Genomic DNA, 15,558 nt, shown 5'->3' on the forward strand with positions numbered 1-15,558 from the left:
AACTGATTACCAGGAGCAGGCATTTAAACTTTACCATTACCAATTTACACCCGGCCATCTTAATTCTGTTACTGCCATTCAGGACTAAGTGTAAGGCCGGTCTCCACCACAAAAATTAAAATACAAGGTAAAATGAAGAAATCTTATATATTGGGTTTAACCCTGATTTCACTTTTAGGCGTTAGCCCGAAATCATTTGCCCAATACCCCACCATTCCGCCGGCTCTGCAAGCTAAAGCCGATGAAGAATTAAAAGAAGTAGAAAGGTTATCGGACCTGGCCTGGGCCAAAGCCAAACCTATTATTGAAGCCGAAGCTAAAAAAGGGAAACCCTATGTGCCCTGGGCAGCGAAGCCTTCGGATTTGCCGCAAGCCAAAATTCCGGCTTTCCCGGGAGCTGAAGGCGGCGGGGCTTACTCGTTTGGCGGCCGCGGTGGTAAAGTATTTGTGGTTACCAGTTTAGCCGATAGTGGCCCCGGAACCTTGCGCGAAGCCTGTGAACAAGGTGGTGCCCGTATAATTGTTTTTAATGTAGCGGGTATAATCCGGCTGAAGAGCCCCATTATAGTAAGAGCTCCTTACGTTACCATTGCCGGCCAGACGGCTCCCGGCGATGGCGTTTGTGTAGCCGGTGAAACCATTTGGGTAAATACCCACGATGTGGTAATCCGGCACATGCGTTTCCGGCGCGGCGAAACCGAAGTAACCCGCCGCGACGATGCCATTGGCGGCAATCCTATCGGTAATATTATTGTGGATCACGTATCAGCTAGCTGGGGTTTGGACGAAAATATGTCGTGGTACCGGCACATGTACGATCCCGGCGACGGCACCAAAGAACAGAAACTGCCCACTGTAAATATTACCATCCAGAATTCCATATTCTCCGAATGCCTCGATACCTATAACCACTCTTTTGGCAGTACCATTGGTGGCCTAAACAGTACCTTCATGCGCAATTTATGGGCCGATAATATTTCCCGGAACCCGTCTATTGGCATGTATGGCGACTTTGGTTTTGTTAACAATGTAATATTTAACTGGTGGAACCGCTCGGCCGATGGAGGTGATCACCGCTCCCTGTTTAACTTCATCAATAATTATTACAAACCCGGCCCGATTACACCCAAAGATAAACCCATTGCTTACCGCATTCTGAAACCCGAAGCTAACCGGGACAAGAATGCCGTTAAAACTTTCGGAAAAGCTTATGTAAACGGCAATGTGGTAGAAGGCTTCGAGAAAGTAACAAAAGATAACTGGGCCGGTGGCGTACAGGTAGAAGACAGAGCCGATGCCGGAGAATATTTAAACCAAATAAAGGTAGATAAGCCTTTTCCGATGGCGCCGGTAAAAACCATGTCGGCTACTGAGGCTTACAGCTATGTGTTGGCCAACGCCGGAGCCACTTTGCCCAAACGCGATCCGGTAGATGCCCGCATTGTAGAGCAGGTAAGAACCGGTAAAATCAACAACAAAGAAGGCGGAGTTACCGGCGTGGGTAAAGAGTTTGTCAAGCGCCGCTTACCCGAAGATTCCTATAAATTGGGTATTATCACGCACATCAGTCAGGTAGGTGGCTACCCCGAATATAAAGGCACCCCTTACAAAGACTCCGACAAAGATGGCATGCCCGATGACTGGGAAAAGAAATACAACCTGAACCCAAACAACGCGGCTGATGCGGTGGCTGATATGAACGGCGACGGCTACACCAACATCGAGAAATATATCAACGGCCTCGACCCTAAAAAGAAAGTAAATTGGCAGGACCCCAAAAACAATACTGACCCGCTAGCCAAGAGATAACTAACCAGCAACAGTCCCCCTTTGGAGCTCACCCTACCCCATATCTTTTAAAAGGCAGGAGATTAGGCAATTGAGGCACTTTTTGTATAATAAAGCTACTTTTAGAAAGTGCTCCTACTGCATCTAAAATAAGTTTCTTAAACTTATGGGGTAGGATGAGCTTTGGAGAGGGCAAGAGGAGGATTTCCACCATTAAAGAAATTGGTGTTGACTAAGGAGTAGTCTAATTCAAAAAGTATAACGCACCAATCCCGATAACAATAAATAAGCATTAAGCCATTGCATATTTTATTTAAAATATTGCCCAAGTCTAAAAGATATTATTTCCTGACATGTCTGCTCGTTAGCTTATTAAGCCTGCACTTCCCGGCCTTGGCGCAAAATAGTAAACCTGCAAAACCCGCTTCACCGGTATCCTTGGGCAAAGATGGCCGGTTGTTTTATAGTCCCGATGCAAAAGGTAACCGCATTCCGGATTTCTCTTACTGCGGTTACGCAGCCAGCGAAGCACCCATTCCGAACGTGCCCATTAAGCTGGTAGTGCCGTTACAGAAAGGAGATGCTACCCGCCGGATTCAGGCGGCCCTGGATTATGTTGCGGGTTTACCGATGGATAAAAGCGGTTTCCGGGGAGCGGTGTTGCTGGAAAAAGGAACCTACGAAGTTGCCGGCAGCCTGCATATTAAAACTTCCGGGGTGGTACTGCGCGGGAGCGGCATAGGCGAAGATGGTACGGTATTAATAGCCGCCGGCAAAGACCGCCAGACCTTTATTACCCTGCACGGGGTGAACAATAAGCAACTGGGAACACCTATAAAAATTAAAGATTCTTATGTTCCCGTAAACGCCAACCAAATCCGGATAGAAAACAGCCAAACTTTTAAAGTGGGCGACCACGTCCAGATTCAACGCCCGAGTACCGCAGAGTGGATTAAAGCTTTGGGCACCGACCATTTTGGCGGCGGCATTACCGCACTTGGTTGGAAACCAGGTCAACGCGATTTATTCTGGGACAGGAAAATAGTGGCCGTAAATGGCGAAACCCTGACTTTAGATGCGCCGATAACCACGGCTTTAGATGCAAATTACGGTGGGGGCACCGTTACCAAAATGAACTGGCCGGGTAGAATTAGCCGGGTAGGGGTAGAGAATCTGCGCCTACGTTCGGCTTACGATAAAAATAATCCCAAAGACGAAGACCACCGCTGGATGGCGATTACCCTGGAAAATATTCAGGATGCCTGGGTGCGGCAGGTAATATTTGAGCATTTTGCCGGCTCGGCGGTAGCGGTATTTGAATCGGCGAAACGGGTAACCGTAGAAGATTGCAAATCATTGGCACCGGTTTCCGAAATTGGTGGGCAGCGACGTTATACCTTTTTCACCAATGGGCAGCAAACCCTTTTTCAGCGGAACTACGCTGAACAGGGTTACCACGATTTTTCCGTGGGTTTTTGTGCGGCTGGCCCCAACGCTTTTGTGCAGTGCGAATCCGTTTTGCCTTATAACTTTAGCGGGGCTATTGATAGCTGGGCAGCCGGCGTTTTGTTTGACATTGTAAATGTAGATGGCCACGCTTTGAGTTTTAAAAACCGGGGTCAAGATGGCCAAGGAGCCGGTTGGAGTGCCGCTAACAGTGTTTTCTGGCAATGCGCCGCTGCTCGCATCGATAATTATTCCCCGCCTACGGCTCAAAACTGGGCATTCGGTACCTGGGCTCAATTTTCCGGCGATGGTTACTGGGAAGAATCGAACAGCCACATCAAGCCCCGCTCCTTATTTTACGCGCAATTAGCCGACCGGCTTGGCAAAGAGGTAGGTGAGCGGGCACAACTGCTTCCCATGGAAACTGATGCCTCCAGTAGCCCGCCGGTAGCCGTAGCCATGGCCCTGACGGCCGAGGCCGTAAAGCCAGCGCCCCGCCTGATTGATTGGATTGATGGTGCCCCGCAACGCAACCCTATTCCCACGCAGGCCAGCAAAGTAAAAACAGTTGATCAGCTAAAGTTAAAAGCGCCCGTAGCCGAAAAACCGGCGGCACCAATGCACGTGGAAAATGGTTGGCTGGTGCGCGGCAAAGAAGTACTAACGGGTAAGCGACAGGATGTACCCTGGTGGTCGGGTTCTTCCCGAATTTATGCATTAGCAAAAACCAAACCCCACATCACCCGTTTTGTACCGGGCCGCACCGGCCATGGTTTAACCGACGACCTGGAAGAAGTTACAGATAACATGAAAAAACAGGGACAGGTAGCCCTGGAGCACAATTACGGCCTGTGGTACGAGCGCCGTCGCGACGACCACGAACGCATCCGCCGGATGGACGGAGAAGTGTGGCCACCTTTTTACGAACTGCCTTTTGCCCGCAGCGGGAAAGAAACCGCCTGGGATGGCTTGAGTAAATACGACCTCAGGAAACCCAATAATTGGTACTGGAGCCGCTTAAAAACCTTTGCGGATTTAGCGGACCAAAAAGGTTTGCTGCTGGTGCATCAGCAATATTTTCAGCATAATATCATAGAAGCCGGTGCCCATTACGCCGATTTCCCGTGGCGACCTGCCAATAATATTAACGAAACCGGTTTCCCGGAGCCCGTACCTTATGCCGGTGACAAACGTATCTTCCTGGCCGAGCAGTTTTACGATGTAAATCATCCCAAACGCCGGGAATTGCACCGGGCCTACATCCAGCAGTGCCTGAATAATTTCAACGGCAATACCGGGGTGCTGCAATTAATCAGTGCAGAATATACGGGTCCTTTGCATTTTGTCCAATTCTGGCTCGATACCATTCGGGAATGGGAAAAAGAAACCGGTAAAAACGCGCTAGTTGGTTTAAGCACCACCAAAGATGTACAAGATGCCATTCTGACTGACCAGGCCCGGGCAGCGATAGTAGATGTAATTGATATCCGGTACTGGCATTACCGCGAAGATGGTACGGCTTATGCCCCAGCGGGTGGGCAGAACCTAGCGCCGCGCCAGCATGCCCGCTTAGTAAAACCGGGTAAATCTTCTTTTGCCCAGGTTTACCGCGCGGTGTGCGATTACCGCAAAGCCAATCCCGGCAAAGCCGTGATGTACTCCGCCAGCAACTACGATCACGAGGGCTGGGCCGCTTTTTTAGCCGGGGGCTCTCTGGCCGAGATTCCGGTTGTAGCTCACCCGGGTTTTCTAACGGCTGCTGCCCAGATGCAACCCTTGGATTTACCTAATCACCCTGCCGGGCAATACGCCTTGGGCAATAAAAACGGGGAATATATTATTTATCAGGAAAAAGCCGGAAATATTCCGGTTGATCTAAAAACGGCTGGGGGTAAGTTCCGGGTGCGCTGGTTCGATCCGGCAACTGGACAACTTCAGAAAGAAGAAACTAGCAGCAACGGGAAACTAGCCGAAACAAAAAAACTGCCATCTGGTCCGGTGGTGGTGTGGATTTCCCGGAGTTAAGGCATACGCAATTATTTATGTGGTTTAAGACTAAAAGAATTTTGTTTGTTTGTTTGATTTGGGTGGTAAACTTATTAGTTGCAGCCTGTGCCGCGCACAGGTTGCCTAATAAGTCTTCAATCCTACCGAAACTGCGCATTTCCGAAAACAACCGTTATTTCATGACCGAAAAAGGCGAGCCCTTTTTCTGGTTAGGCGACACGGGCTGGCTGCTACCTGCCAAACTGAACCGGGAAGAAGCGGAAAAATACCTCGAAAACCGCCGGCAAAAAGGTTTTAATGTAATTCAGATTAGCGTGCTGCACGGCATTGGTGCCGTAAATAGCTACGGCGACAGTGCTTTGATTGCCAGAAATCCCGCTAGGCCAAAAGTAACCGAAGGCAATAATTTTGCCGACCCAAAGCAATATGATTATTGGGATCACCTGGACTATATCGTAGATAAAGCCGCCGAAAAGAACCTTTATCTGGGCCTGGTATTAATGTGGGGCAACAATGTAAAAAGTAAGCAGGTTACCCCGGACCGCGCGGCGCAATACGCTACTTTTCTGACGGAGCGGTATAAAGACCGGAACAATATTATCTGGTTAAATGGCGGCGATATCCGGGGCAGTGATTCGGTGCGGGTGTGGCAAAATATTGGAAAAGTCCTGCAAAAAACGGTGCCGGATCATTTGGTTACTTTCCATCCGCGTGGCCGTACTTCTTCTACGGCTTGGTTTCACCAGGAGCCCTGGTTAGATTTTAACATGTTCCAATCCGGCCACCGCCGCTACGACCAGGACACCTCAGCCACCGACCTGCAGTACGGCGAAGACAATTGGAAATATGTGCAGGTAGATTACCAAAAATCGCCTACCAAGCCAACTTTAGACGGCGAGCCTTCCTACGAGAAAATAGTACACGGCCTGCACGATTTTACCCAGCCTGTCTGGACCGACAGCGATGTGCGCCGCTATGGTTACTGGTCGGTGTTTGCCGGTGGTGCCGGGTATACCTACGGCCACAATGCGGTAATGCAAATGTTTAAACCCGGCGAAAAGAAGGGCGCTTTTGGTGTAAAAGATTATTGGTTTAACGGCATTGATGATCCGGGGGCTGGCCAAATGGTGCACCTGAAAAAACTAATGCTCTCACGATCTTACTTCGAACGCGTACCGGATCAAACCTTGATTGCCGGTGAGACAGGCGAAAAATATAATTATGTATTAAGTACCCGCGGGCAGGATTATGCTTTTCTGTATACCTATACGGGCCGTTCTTTTAAAGTTAATATGGGAAAAATTAGCGGCAAGCAAGTTGCAGCTTCCTGGTACAGCCCGCGCGACGGCAAGTTTACCGCCATTGGCACTTTCCCGAACACGGGCGTGCAGGAGTTTAACCCTCCCGGCGAACCGCAGAACGGCAACGATTGGGTACTGGTTTTAGATAAAAAATAATGCTCCGTAAATTGTTCCCTGTTCTCTGCTTATTAATATTTACCGCTTGCGGCAGCAAAGAAGTTTACCTGTTTTCTTCTTTCCATGAGCCGGCCAATGAAGGCCTGCGTCTGCTGTACAGCTACGATGGCTACAAATGGACCGACCTGAACAAAACCTTTCTGAAACCAGAAGCCGGCTCCAGTAAACTCATGCGCGACCCATCGGTGGTGAAAGGTCCGGATGGTACTTTTCACCTGGTCTGGACTACCGGGTGGCGCGGCGATCAGGGTTTTGGCTACGCCAGCTCCAAAGATTTAATTCATTGGTCGGAGCAGAAATTTATTCCGGTAATGCAGCACGAGCCTACCACCGTAAATGTATGGGCACCCGAATTATTTTACGACGAGGACCAAAAACTTTTTGTGATTATCTGGGCTTCTACTATTCCGGGGCGTTTTCCGCGGGGCATCGAAGAAGAAAATAATAACCACCGGATGTACTACACCACCACGCCCGATTTTAAAACTTTTTCCGAAACCCGTCTATTCCTGGACCCAGGTTTTAGTGTAATCGATGCCGTTATTGTAAAGCAAAATAAAGGTAAATATGCGCTGGTACTGAAAGATAATACCCGCCCCAACCGCAACCTCAAAATGGCTTTTGGTCCATCAGCTTTAGGCCCCTACACCGGCGTGATCGAACCCTTTACAGGTAATTTTATCGAAGGCCCCACGGTGGTAAAAATTAAAGACCAGTGGCTGATTTATTTTGATGTGTACCAGGAAAAAATCTATGGGGCCATGCGGACGAAAGACTTCAAAACCTTTACCGATATCACCAAAGAGGTTAATGTACCGAAAGGTCACAAACACGGCACCATCTTTAAAGCCACCAAAAAGCAACTGCAAAATTTGCAGAAGGCTGCTGCTACCCGGTAAATAAACAGGCCAGAAGTAAATTGTACCAGTTTTATTTTGATTATTTCATATATAAATATTATATTTATAAGTGAGAAAATATTGAATAAATATTTTTCTTTATCAGATTAAATTTCATCCTTTTCAGAAAGGGCTTGTATAGGAAACAGGATGGTAAAAGGCAGTTTTTTAGGGTATTGATAGAAGCTAATGATGCATATTTTTAAAAAGATTTCGGTAGTTGCTTTTTTAGGATTGGGTTTAATAACTGTACAAGCCCAAGATACCGTGCGGTATACCGGCCAAACCTTATCTAACGTAGATTATCACCACGGGCAGCTCAGTCCGGCGGTTGGGGTGCATAATATTCAGGTATTTCGGGCCAACCGCGAGCATCCGGAACTGGCCGGTGGCCTGAACTGGACGTACAATCACGCGCCCATGCTGGCTTACTGGAATAATACGTTTTACCTGGAGTTTTTGAGTAACCCGGTAGGCGAGCACGTGCCACCCGGACAAACCTTATTGCTGACTTCCAAAGATGGTTATAGCTGGTCTAAACCCACGGTAATATTTCCGCCTTACCGCATTCCTGATGGCTGGAAAAAAGAAGGCTATCCCGGCGTTGCCAAAGACCTGGATGCGGTGATGCACCAGCGTATGGGCTTTTTTGTATCGAAGAAAAACCGCTTGCTGGCCCTGGCTTACTACGGCATTGCCATGGATGCTAAAGACGACCCAAACGACGGGAAAGGCATTGGCCGGGTAGTTCGCGAAATATTACCCAACGGCAAATATGGACCCATTTATTTTATCCGCTACAACAGCACCTGGGACCAGAAAAAATCAAGCTATCCGTTTTACACCACCAGCAAAGACAAAGGCTTTGTAGCCGCGTGCAACGAATTATTGGCCAATCCGCTCATGATGCAGCAGTGGGTAGAAGAAGCCGACCGCAACGATCCGCTGGTTCCGTTTAAAAGAGAAATAAAAGCCTTTAATTATTACCATTTGCCGGATGGCCGGGTAGTAGGTTTGTGGAAACACGCCTTAACCTCCATCAGCAAAGACGGTGGTAAATCCTGGCAATATAATCCCATCCGGGCACCGCATTTTGTAAATAGCAATGCTAAAATCTGGGGGCAAAAAACATCTGATGGCCGGTACGCTACCGTTTACAATCCTTCGGAATTTCGCTGGCCTTTAGCCATTTCTACCAGCGCCAACGGTCTGGATTATACTAATTTATTATTGGTAAACGGCGAAATTACCCGGATGCGGTACGGTGGCAATTATAAATCGTATGGTCCGCAATACGTGCGCGGCATTGTAGAAGGTAACGGCACGCCGCCGGATGGCAACATGTGGGTAACCTACAGCATGAACAAAGAAGATATGTGGGTGTCGTCGATTCCGGTGCCGGTAAAAGAAAAAGCCGACGGCCCCGCCAACGAAGTATTTAACTTAATGCCGAACGGAAAAGAGTTAAAAGAATGGAATATTTACAGCGCCTTGTGGGCGCCGGTGCAGGTAGAAAAAGCAGCGGATGGCACCAAAGCCCTGGCCCTGAAAGACTGGGACCCGTTTGAATACGCCAAAGCCGAACGCGTGATTCCGGCTGCTAAAAAAGTAACCGCTGAATTCTCCATTACCCCGGCTCAGAACGACAAAGGCCAACTAAATATTGAGTTTCAGGATGGCAAAGGCAATGCCGCAGTCCGGATGATTTTTGATGCAGACGGCAGCCTGAAAACCAAAGCCGGTTACCGCAATTCAAATCTTATTCAATACGAAGCAGGCAAACAATACGATATAAAGGTAGACTTAAACGTAGATACGCGCTCGTACGTGGTAACGGTAAACGGCAAAACCATTGGCGCCCGTATCTTTTTTGCCCCGGTTCCTTCCATCGAGCGGGTCGTTTTTCGTACCGGCGAGGTACGCCGTTTCCCGGATGTCGACACCCCCACCGACCAGAATTACGATTTACCTAAAGCCGGCGAAAAAGACCAACTCGCTGCTTTTTACATCAAATCTTTAAAAACCAGTGGCGCCCCTCTGGAAACTACTTCCCGTTAGAATTTGCTCATACTATATAGAGTGGTGAGTAGAATTTAGGCTTTGCTTTAGGAATTAAAAAAAGGTAAATGAATAATAAAATATATTGGAGCCGCAGGTGGTTCGCTTCTTTTTTACTTGCCGGGCTATTGGTAACAACCAGCAGTTTTAATCCAAAAGGTTCAGCCGAGATCCTTTCGCCAAATATTGCAGTTCTAGTTGAAGAAGGGGAGAATATTCCGGTTAATCTGAAATGGTCGGAGCGGATGGCGCTTTCGACGGTTAAAAGAAACGCCTGGCTGCAGGATGTAAACAAGAATCCAGGCTGGGGCTACACGCAGGGCTTAATTGTTTATTCTTTTGAGCAAATCTGGAAGAAAAAACAGGATAAAAAATATTTGGATTATGTAAAAAACTACGGCACCCAAATGATTCAGCCGGACGGTACCATTAAAACTTACAAACCCGAAACCTATAATATTGATAATATCAACGCCGGTAAAAGTCTTTTTACCCTATACAAAGTTACCGGCGACGAGAAATATAAAAAAGCCCTACAGCAATTGCGGGCCCAAATGAAAACGCACCCGCGTACTTCCGAAGGCGGCTTCTTTCACAAGCAAAAATATCCCTCGCAACTGTGGCTCGACGGCGCTTACATGGCCAGCCCTTTCCTGGCGCAATACGCCCAAGAGTTTAAAAAACCCCAACTGTTTGATGATGTAGCGCAGCAACTAATATTAATGGAGAAGCACCTGCGCGATGCTAAAACGGGTTTGTTGTACCACGGCTGGGACGAAAAGCGGGTGCAACCTTGGGCCGATAAAGAAACCGGACGCTCCCGCAATTTCTGGGGCCGGGCCATTGGCTGGTACGCCATGGCTTTGGTAGATGTACTGGATTATATGCCCAAATCGCATCCGAAAAGAAAAGAAATATTGGCTATCTGGCAGCGGCTGGTACCGGCTCTGCAAAAATACCAGGATAAAGAAACCGGTTTGTGGTACCAGGTGGTAGACCAAGGTAACCGCGCGGGTAATTACCTGGAGGCTTCCGGCTCATGTATGTTTGTGTACGCCATTGCCAAAAGTGTAAACAAAGGTTACTTGGATGCCAAGTTTAAGCCAATAGCCGATAAAGGTTATAACGGCATTATTAAGAAATTGATCGAAGTAAAACCCGATGGCGAAATAAATCTGTTGCAGGTTTGCGAAGTAGCCGGCCTGAGCGACGACCGGGATGGTTCTTTTGAATATTACGTGAAAGAACCCATTCGCATCAACGATCCTAAAGGCGTTGGGCCTTTTATTTTGGCCAGCCTCGAACTAAATAAATAATTTACTTATAAAGCGAATTTTATGAAAAGATTATGGCGTATGCTTTTGGTGTTGAGTCTGCTGGGGAGTTTCAGTGCTTCGGCCCAGGCTCCTAAATTTAAAAAAGGCATTTTGGTAGACGAGTTTATTTTCGAGAAAACTTCTTTCCCCGAAAGCCACGCCGCTACCATTGCCGAAACCCCGAAAGGATTAATAACGGCTTGGTTTGGCGGCACGAAAGAAAGAAACCCCGACGTGGGTATTTGGGTGAGCCGCCAGGTAAATAATAAATGGACGGCCCCCGTGGAAGTAGCCAACGGAATTGTAAACGATACGCTCCGGTACGCCTGCTGGAACCCGGTATTGTACCAGGTACCCGGCGGCGAGTTGCAATTATATTACAAAATTGGGCCCAACGTAGCCGGCTGGACGGGCTGGGTAAAAACCTCAAAAGACAATGGCTTAACCTGGTCGAAGGCCAAGGCTTTGCCCGCTGGCTTTATAGGCCCGGTTAAAAATAAGCCGGTATTACTTTCTGGTGGCACCTTGATTGCCCCCTCTAGCACCGAAGGCAACGGCTGGAAGGTACACTTTGAAGTAACGAAAGACTTTGGTAAAACCTGGCAGAAAATCGGGCCGATTAACGATGGCAAAACCTTTAATGCCATCCAGCCGAGTATTTTGGTGCACCGCGATGGCAAGCTGCAGATCCTTTGCCGGAGCAAGGATGCTGTACTGGTAGAATCATGGTCTTCGGATAATGGCCGCACCTGGTCGCCGCTGGCTGCCAGTGCCTTGCCCAATGCCAATTCGGGTACCGATGCCGTTACCTTAAAAGATGGCCGCCATGTTTTGGTTTACAACCACGTTAAACCCCCGGTAGGCGCCAAGAATAACAAAGGTGCTCGTACCCCCCTTAACCTGGCTGTTTCCAAAAACGGAAAAACCTGGTTTGCGGCTTTGGTCCTGGAAGATTCTCCTATCAGCCAATATTCTTACCCTTCGGTAATTCAGTCGGCCGACGGCATGGTACACGTGGTATACACCTGGCGGCGCGAACGCATTAAGTACGTTAAAATAGACCCGAAAAAGCTGGAGTTAAAAGAAATAAAAAATGAGCTCTGGCCCGGCACTACTACCGCTCCGAAAGCCGCTAATACCACCAACTCCGAAAAAGATTTATAATTCTGCTGCATGAAAAATAAAGCCAAATCTGATGCGGTAAAAGAGAGTAACCAGCATAATATTAATCGGCGGCAGTTTCTGGGAAATGCTGTTTTGGCCTTGGCCGGCGGTTTGTTGTTGCCCCGCAGCTTGGCCTTAGCTGCACCATCTTCTAAATATTTCTTTCCGGCAGCCACTAACCAGCGGTACAAAATTGCGGTAATTGATTTAATGATTCTGAAGCGGCAGAAATTGAGCGCTTTGCAATTAACGAAAGATATTGGCGCCGATGGCTTAGAATTGGACATGGGTGGCCTGGGCAACCGCGAAACTTTCGAAAACCAATTAGCCAATCCGGAGGTGCGGCAGCAATTTATAAATAAAGCCAAAGAACTTAATCTGGAATTCTGCTCGCTGGCCATGACCGGTTTTTACGCCCAGTCTTTCGCCGAACGGCCCACCTACCAGCGCATGGTAGGCGATTGCATCGAAACCATGAAACAGCTAGGCGTGAAAGTTGCTTTTTTGCCGCTCGGAATAAAAGGCGATTTGGTGCAGCACCCGGAATTGCGGCCGGCCATTGTGGAGCGGCTGAAAGTAGTGGGCAAAATGGCCGAAGCGGCGGGTGTTATTATTGGCATTGAAACGGCGCTCGATGCAACCGGTGAAAAGAAATTACTAAAAGATATTGGCTCCCCAGCGGTTCAGATTTATTTCAACTTTTCTAACCCCTTAAAAGCGGGCCGCGACTTGCACCAAGAATTAAAAATATTGGGCAAAAAGCGCATCTGTCAGATTCATTGCACCGACGAAGATGGTGTTTGGCTGCAACATAATACCCGCCTCGATATGCATAAAGTAAAGCAAACGCTGGATAAAATGGGTTGGAGCGGCTGGCTGGTAGTAGAACGCTCGCGCGACGCCAAACAACCCCGCAGTGTAAAAGAAAATTTTAGTGCCAATACCGCCTACCTCAAATCAGTTTTCCAGACCGGTTAACTTCTAATAATTAATTTCCACCGCTTATTCCTGATGAACATCCAAACGCAATTAGTAAAAACCATAACCGGTTTTTGCCTGCTCTTTATTTTAATAGTTATTAACCCTGCTCAGGCCCAACAAGCCACCTGGATTTGGTACCCCGGCGATTACGAAATATGGCTAGCCAACGACATGCAGAACCGGCGCACCGAACGCGGCGCTTTCTTTCCGCCATTCTGGCGCATGGACAGCCACTACGTGCTCATGGATTTTCACAAAGAGTTTAACCTGGCGAAAGCTGAAGAAGTAGAACTTTATGCCGAAGGTCAGTACAATGTAAAACTAGATAGCAAAATGCTGCCCGGTGCTCCAACCAAGGTTACCATACCGGCCGGTAAACACAAGCTAAATATTAAAGTACACGCGCAGGATAAGGTGCCGGCCATTTTTGTAAAAGGCCCAACCATTGTATCGGATTCCACGTGGCTGGTTACTTTCGAGGACAAAGAATGGATCGATGAAACCGGCAAAGTGTCGGGACAATCCGGTACTGCCTGGCTCAAAGCCGGATCCTGGAATTTTAATGATCCTAAAAATCTGCCTTCCAAATTTAAATTACCTACCGAGCCCTGGAAAGCCGCTAAAGTTACGCGGCAGCCAGGTTCCATCCTCGTTGATTTCGGCAAAGAGACCTTTGGCTTTGTAAAACTGCACGGCCTGAAAGGCAAAGGCAAAGTATCGCTGTACTACGGTGAATCGCAGGAAGAAGCGCTGGCTACCGAAACCGGCGAAACCCTGGACCACCTGCAGGTAGACCGGCCGCAAGCCGTGGATATGGTGCTACCGGGTTCCCGGGCATTCCGGTACGTCAATATTCAGTTCGATAATTCCGTTAGCATTGGCGATGTCTCGATGCTGTACGAATATTTGCCGGTTGCTGACCGCGGTAAATTCCGGAGTTCTGATCCGGAGTTAAATAAAATATGGGATGTAGCGGCCTACACGCTGCACCTGAATACGCGCGAGTTTTTCATCGATGGTATTAAGCGCGACCGCTGGATTTGGTCCGGCGATGCGTACCAAAGTTACCTGATGAATTATTATTTGCTCTTTGATTCGCCGTCGGTAACCCGTACGTTGTTGGCCCAGCGGGGCAAAGACCCGGTTACGAGCCACATCAACACCATCATGGATTACACTTTTTACTGGTTCTTGGGCATCAACGATTATTACCAGTACACCGGCGATAAAAGTTTTATTAAACAGTTTTACCCCCGCATGCAGAGCCTGATGGAGTTTGCCTTGAGTCGGCGGAATAAAAATGGCATGGTAGAAGGCCTGGCGGGTGATTGGGTTTTTATTGATTGGGCTGATGGACTGAGTAAACAAGGCGAAGTCAGTTTTGAGCAGTTGCTGCTCTGTCGCAGCTTAGAAACCATGGCTCTTTGCGCCAGTATTGCCCAGGACCAGGAAGGTGCCCGGCGCTACAACGAGTTAGCCACCAAACTAAAAGCCAAATTATTTACCACTTACTGGGACCAGAACAAACACGCCTTGGTACACAGCCGGGTTAATGGCCAGCCCACTGATAATGTTACCCGCTACGCTAATATGTTTGCCATCTTCTTCGACTACCTCAACGCCGGCCAGAAGCAGGAGGTAAAGCAACATGTGCTGCTGAACGATAAAGTGCAGAAAATTACCACGCCCTACATGCGCTTTTACGAACTGGAAGCTTTGTGTGCCATGGGCGAGCAGAACTACGTGTTAAAGGAAATGAAAGATTATTGGGGCGGGATGCTGAAACTAGGTGCTACGTCTTTCTGGGAAAAATATGATCCTAACGAAAAAGGAGCGGAGCATTATGCGATGTACGGTCGTCCGTTTGGCCGGAGTCTGTGCCACGCCTGGGGAGCCAGCCCGATTTATTTATTAGGCAAATATTACCTGGGTGTAAAACCTACTTCACCGGCTTATGCTACTTATTTGGTAGAGCCCGTTCTGGGTGGATTGGAGTGGATGGAAGGCAGCGTGCCTACGCCCAAAGGCGATATAAATATTTATTGCAGCCAAAAGCAGATTAAAGTAAAATCCGGCGAAGGTACCGGCACGCTCCGTTTCCAAAGCAAAAGCAAGCCCACATCTAAAGGCACCAGAATAACCGCCAAAGGCAACAATATTTTCGAAATGACTATTGATAAGGGTAAAGAATACGTGGTAGCTTACAATGCTAAATAAATTTTGTAGAATTTGGAGCAAAGCTTTTTGGTTAAGGAGCTGATTAGAATTTTACAAATCGGAAGAAACCGCTGCCCTTGCTGCGTGTTTTCACCAGCAAGTAGTTTGGCAGAAGCGCTTGAATTGGCGGTGATAACACCACCAATGGCACCAAATTCTGTTCGAAACAGAAATACTAAACAGCATCTTTATAAAAACAGCAGT

9 protein-coding genes are annotated in these 15,558 nt (G+C 48.1%); all 9 read left to right on the plus strand.

Annotation, left to right across the window (positions count from 1 at the left end; all coding sequences use genetic code 11):
* Positions 1 to 132: 132 nt before the first annotated feature.
* The 9 genes from F0145_RS21675 (at position 133) to F0145_RS21715 (ending at position 15,354) form a co-directional block, all read left to right on the plus strand.
* Positions 133 to 1,809 (plus strand): pectate lyase family protein, encoded by a 1,677-nt coding sequence (locus F0145_RS21675; protein WP_150091928.1) that lies wholly within the window; start codon positions 133 to 135, stop codon positions 1,807 to 1,809.
* A 279-nt stretch (positions 1,810 to 2,088) separates the two neighbouring features.
* A complete protein-coding gene (locus F0145_RS21680) occupies positions 2,089 to 5,259 on the plus strand; it encodes a DUF6298 domain-containing protein (protein WP_223816193.1) in 3,171 nt (1,056 codons plus the stop codon).
* A gap of 17 nt (positions 5,260 to 5,276) precedes the next feature.
* Entirely contained in the window at positions 5,277 to 6,698 is a 1,422-nt protein-coding gene (locus tag F0145_RS21685) for a glycoside hydrolase family 140 protein (RefSeq protein WP_150091930.1), read from the plus strand.
* A complete protein-coding gene (locus F0145_RS21690) occupies positions 6,698 to 7,618 on the plus strand; it encodes a glycoside hydrolase family 43 protein (protein WP_150091932.1) in 921 nt (306 codons plus the stop codon). Before F0145_RS21685 ends, F0145_RS21690 begins: the two co-directional genes overlap by 1 nt.
* A gap of 189 nt (positions 7,619 to 7,807) precedes the next feature.
* Entirely contained in the window at positions 7,808 to 9,676 is a 1,869-nt protein-coding gene (locus tag F0145_RS21695; protein WP_223816195.1) for an exo-alpha-sialidase, read from the plus strand.
* Between the two features lie 68 nt (positions 9,677 to 9,744).
* Positions 9,745 to 10,992, plus strand: coding sequence for a glycoside hydrolase family 88/105 protein (locus F0145_RS21700; RefSeq protein ID WP_150091934.1), 1,248 nt, complete (start codon positions 9,745 to 9,747; stop codon positions 10,990 to 10,992).
* A gap of 21 nt (positions 10,993 to 11,013) precedes the next feature.
* Entirely contained in the window at positions 11,014 to 12,156 is a 1,143-nt protein-coding gene (locus F0145_RS21705; protein WP_150091936.1) for a sialidase family protein, read from the plus strand.
* A gap of 9 nt (positions 12,157 to 12,165) precedes the next feature.
* Positions 12,166 to 13,134, plus strand: a complete 969-nt coding sequence (locus tag F0145_RS21710; RefSeq protein ID WP_150091938.1) for a sugar phosphate isomerase/epimerase family protein — start codon at positions 12,166 to 12,168, stop codon at positions 13,132 to 13,134.
* Positions 13,135 to 13,167: 33 nt separating this feature from the next.
* On the plus strand, positions 13,168 to 15,354 hold the full coding sequence (locus F0145_RS21715; RefSeq protein WP_150091940.1) for an alpha-L-rhamnosidase-related protein: 2,187 nt from the start codon (positions 13,168 to 13,170) through the stop codon (positions 15,352 to 15,354).
* The last annotated feature ends 204 nt before the right edge of the window (positions 15,355 to 15,558 follow it).

The organism is Adhaeribacter rhizoryzae, assembly GCF_008629685.1.
In the GTDB taxonomy this organism is placed as follows: domain Bacteria; phylum Bacteroidota; class Bacteroidia; order Cytophagales; family Hymenobacteraceae; genus Adhaeribacter; species Adhaeribacter rhizoryzae.

Excerpts from the sequence above, each read along its gene's own strand:
- F0145_RS21675 (WP_150091928.1), top strand. The coding sequence starts at position 133 with ATGAAGAAATCTTATATATTGGGTTTAACCCTGATTTCACTTTTAGGC.
- F0145_RS21685 (WP_150091930.1), top strand. The coding sequence starts at position 5,277 with ATGTGGTTTAAGACTAAAAGAATTTTGTTTGTTTGTTTGATTTGGGTG.
- F0145_RS21690 (WP_150091932.1), top strand. The coding sequence starts at position 6,698 with ATGCTCCGTAAATTGTTCCCTGTTCTCTGCTTATTAATATTTACCGCT.
- F0145_RS21695 (WP_223816195.1), top strand. The coding sequence starts at position 7,808 with ATGATGCATATTTTTAAAAAGATTTCGGTAGTTGCTTTTTTAGGATTG.
- F0145_RS21700 (WP_150091934.1), top strand. The coding sequence starts at position 9,745 with ATGAATAATAAAATATATTGGAGCCGCAGGTGGTTCGCTTCTTTTTTA.
- F0145_RS21705 (WP_150091936.1), top strand. The coding sequence starts at position 11,014 with ATGAAAAGATTATGGCGTATGCTTTTGGTGTTGAGTCTGCTGGGGAGT.
- F0145_RS21710 (WP_150091938.1), top strand. The coding sequence starts at position 12,166 with ATGAAAAATAAAGCCAAATCTGATGCGGTAAAAGAGAGTAACCAGCAT.
- F0145_RS21715 (WP_150091940.1), top strand. The coding sequence starts at position 13,168 with ATGAACATCCAAACGCAATTAGTAAAAACCATAACCGGTTTTTGCCTG.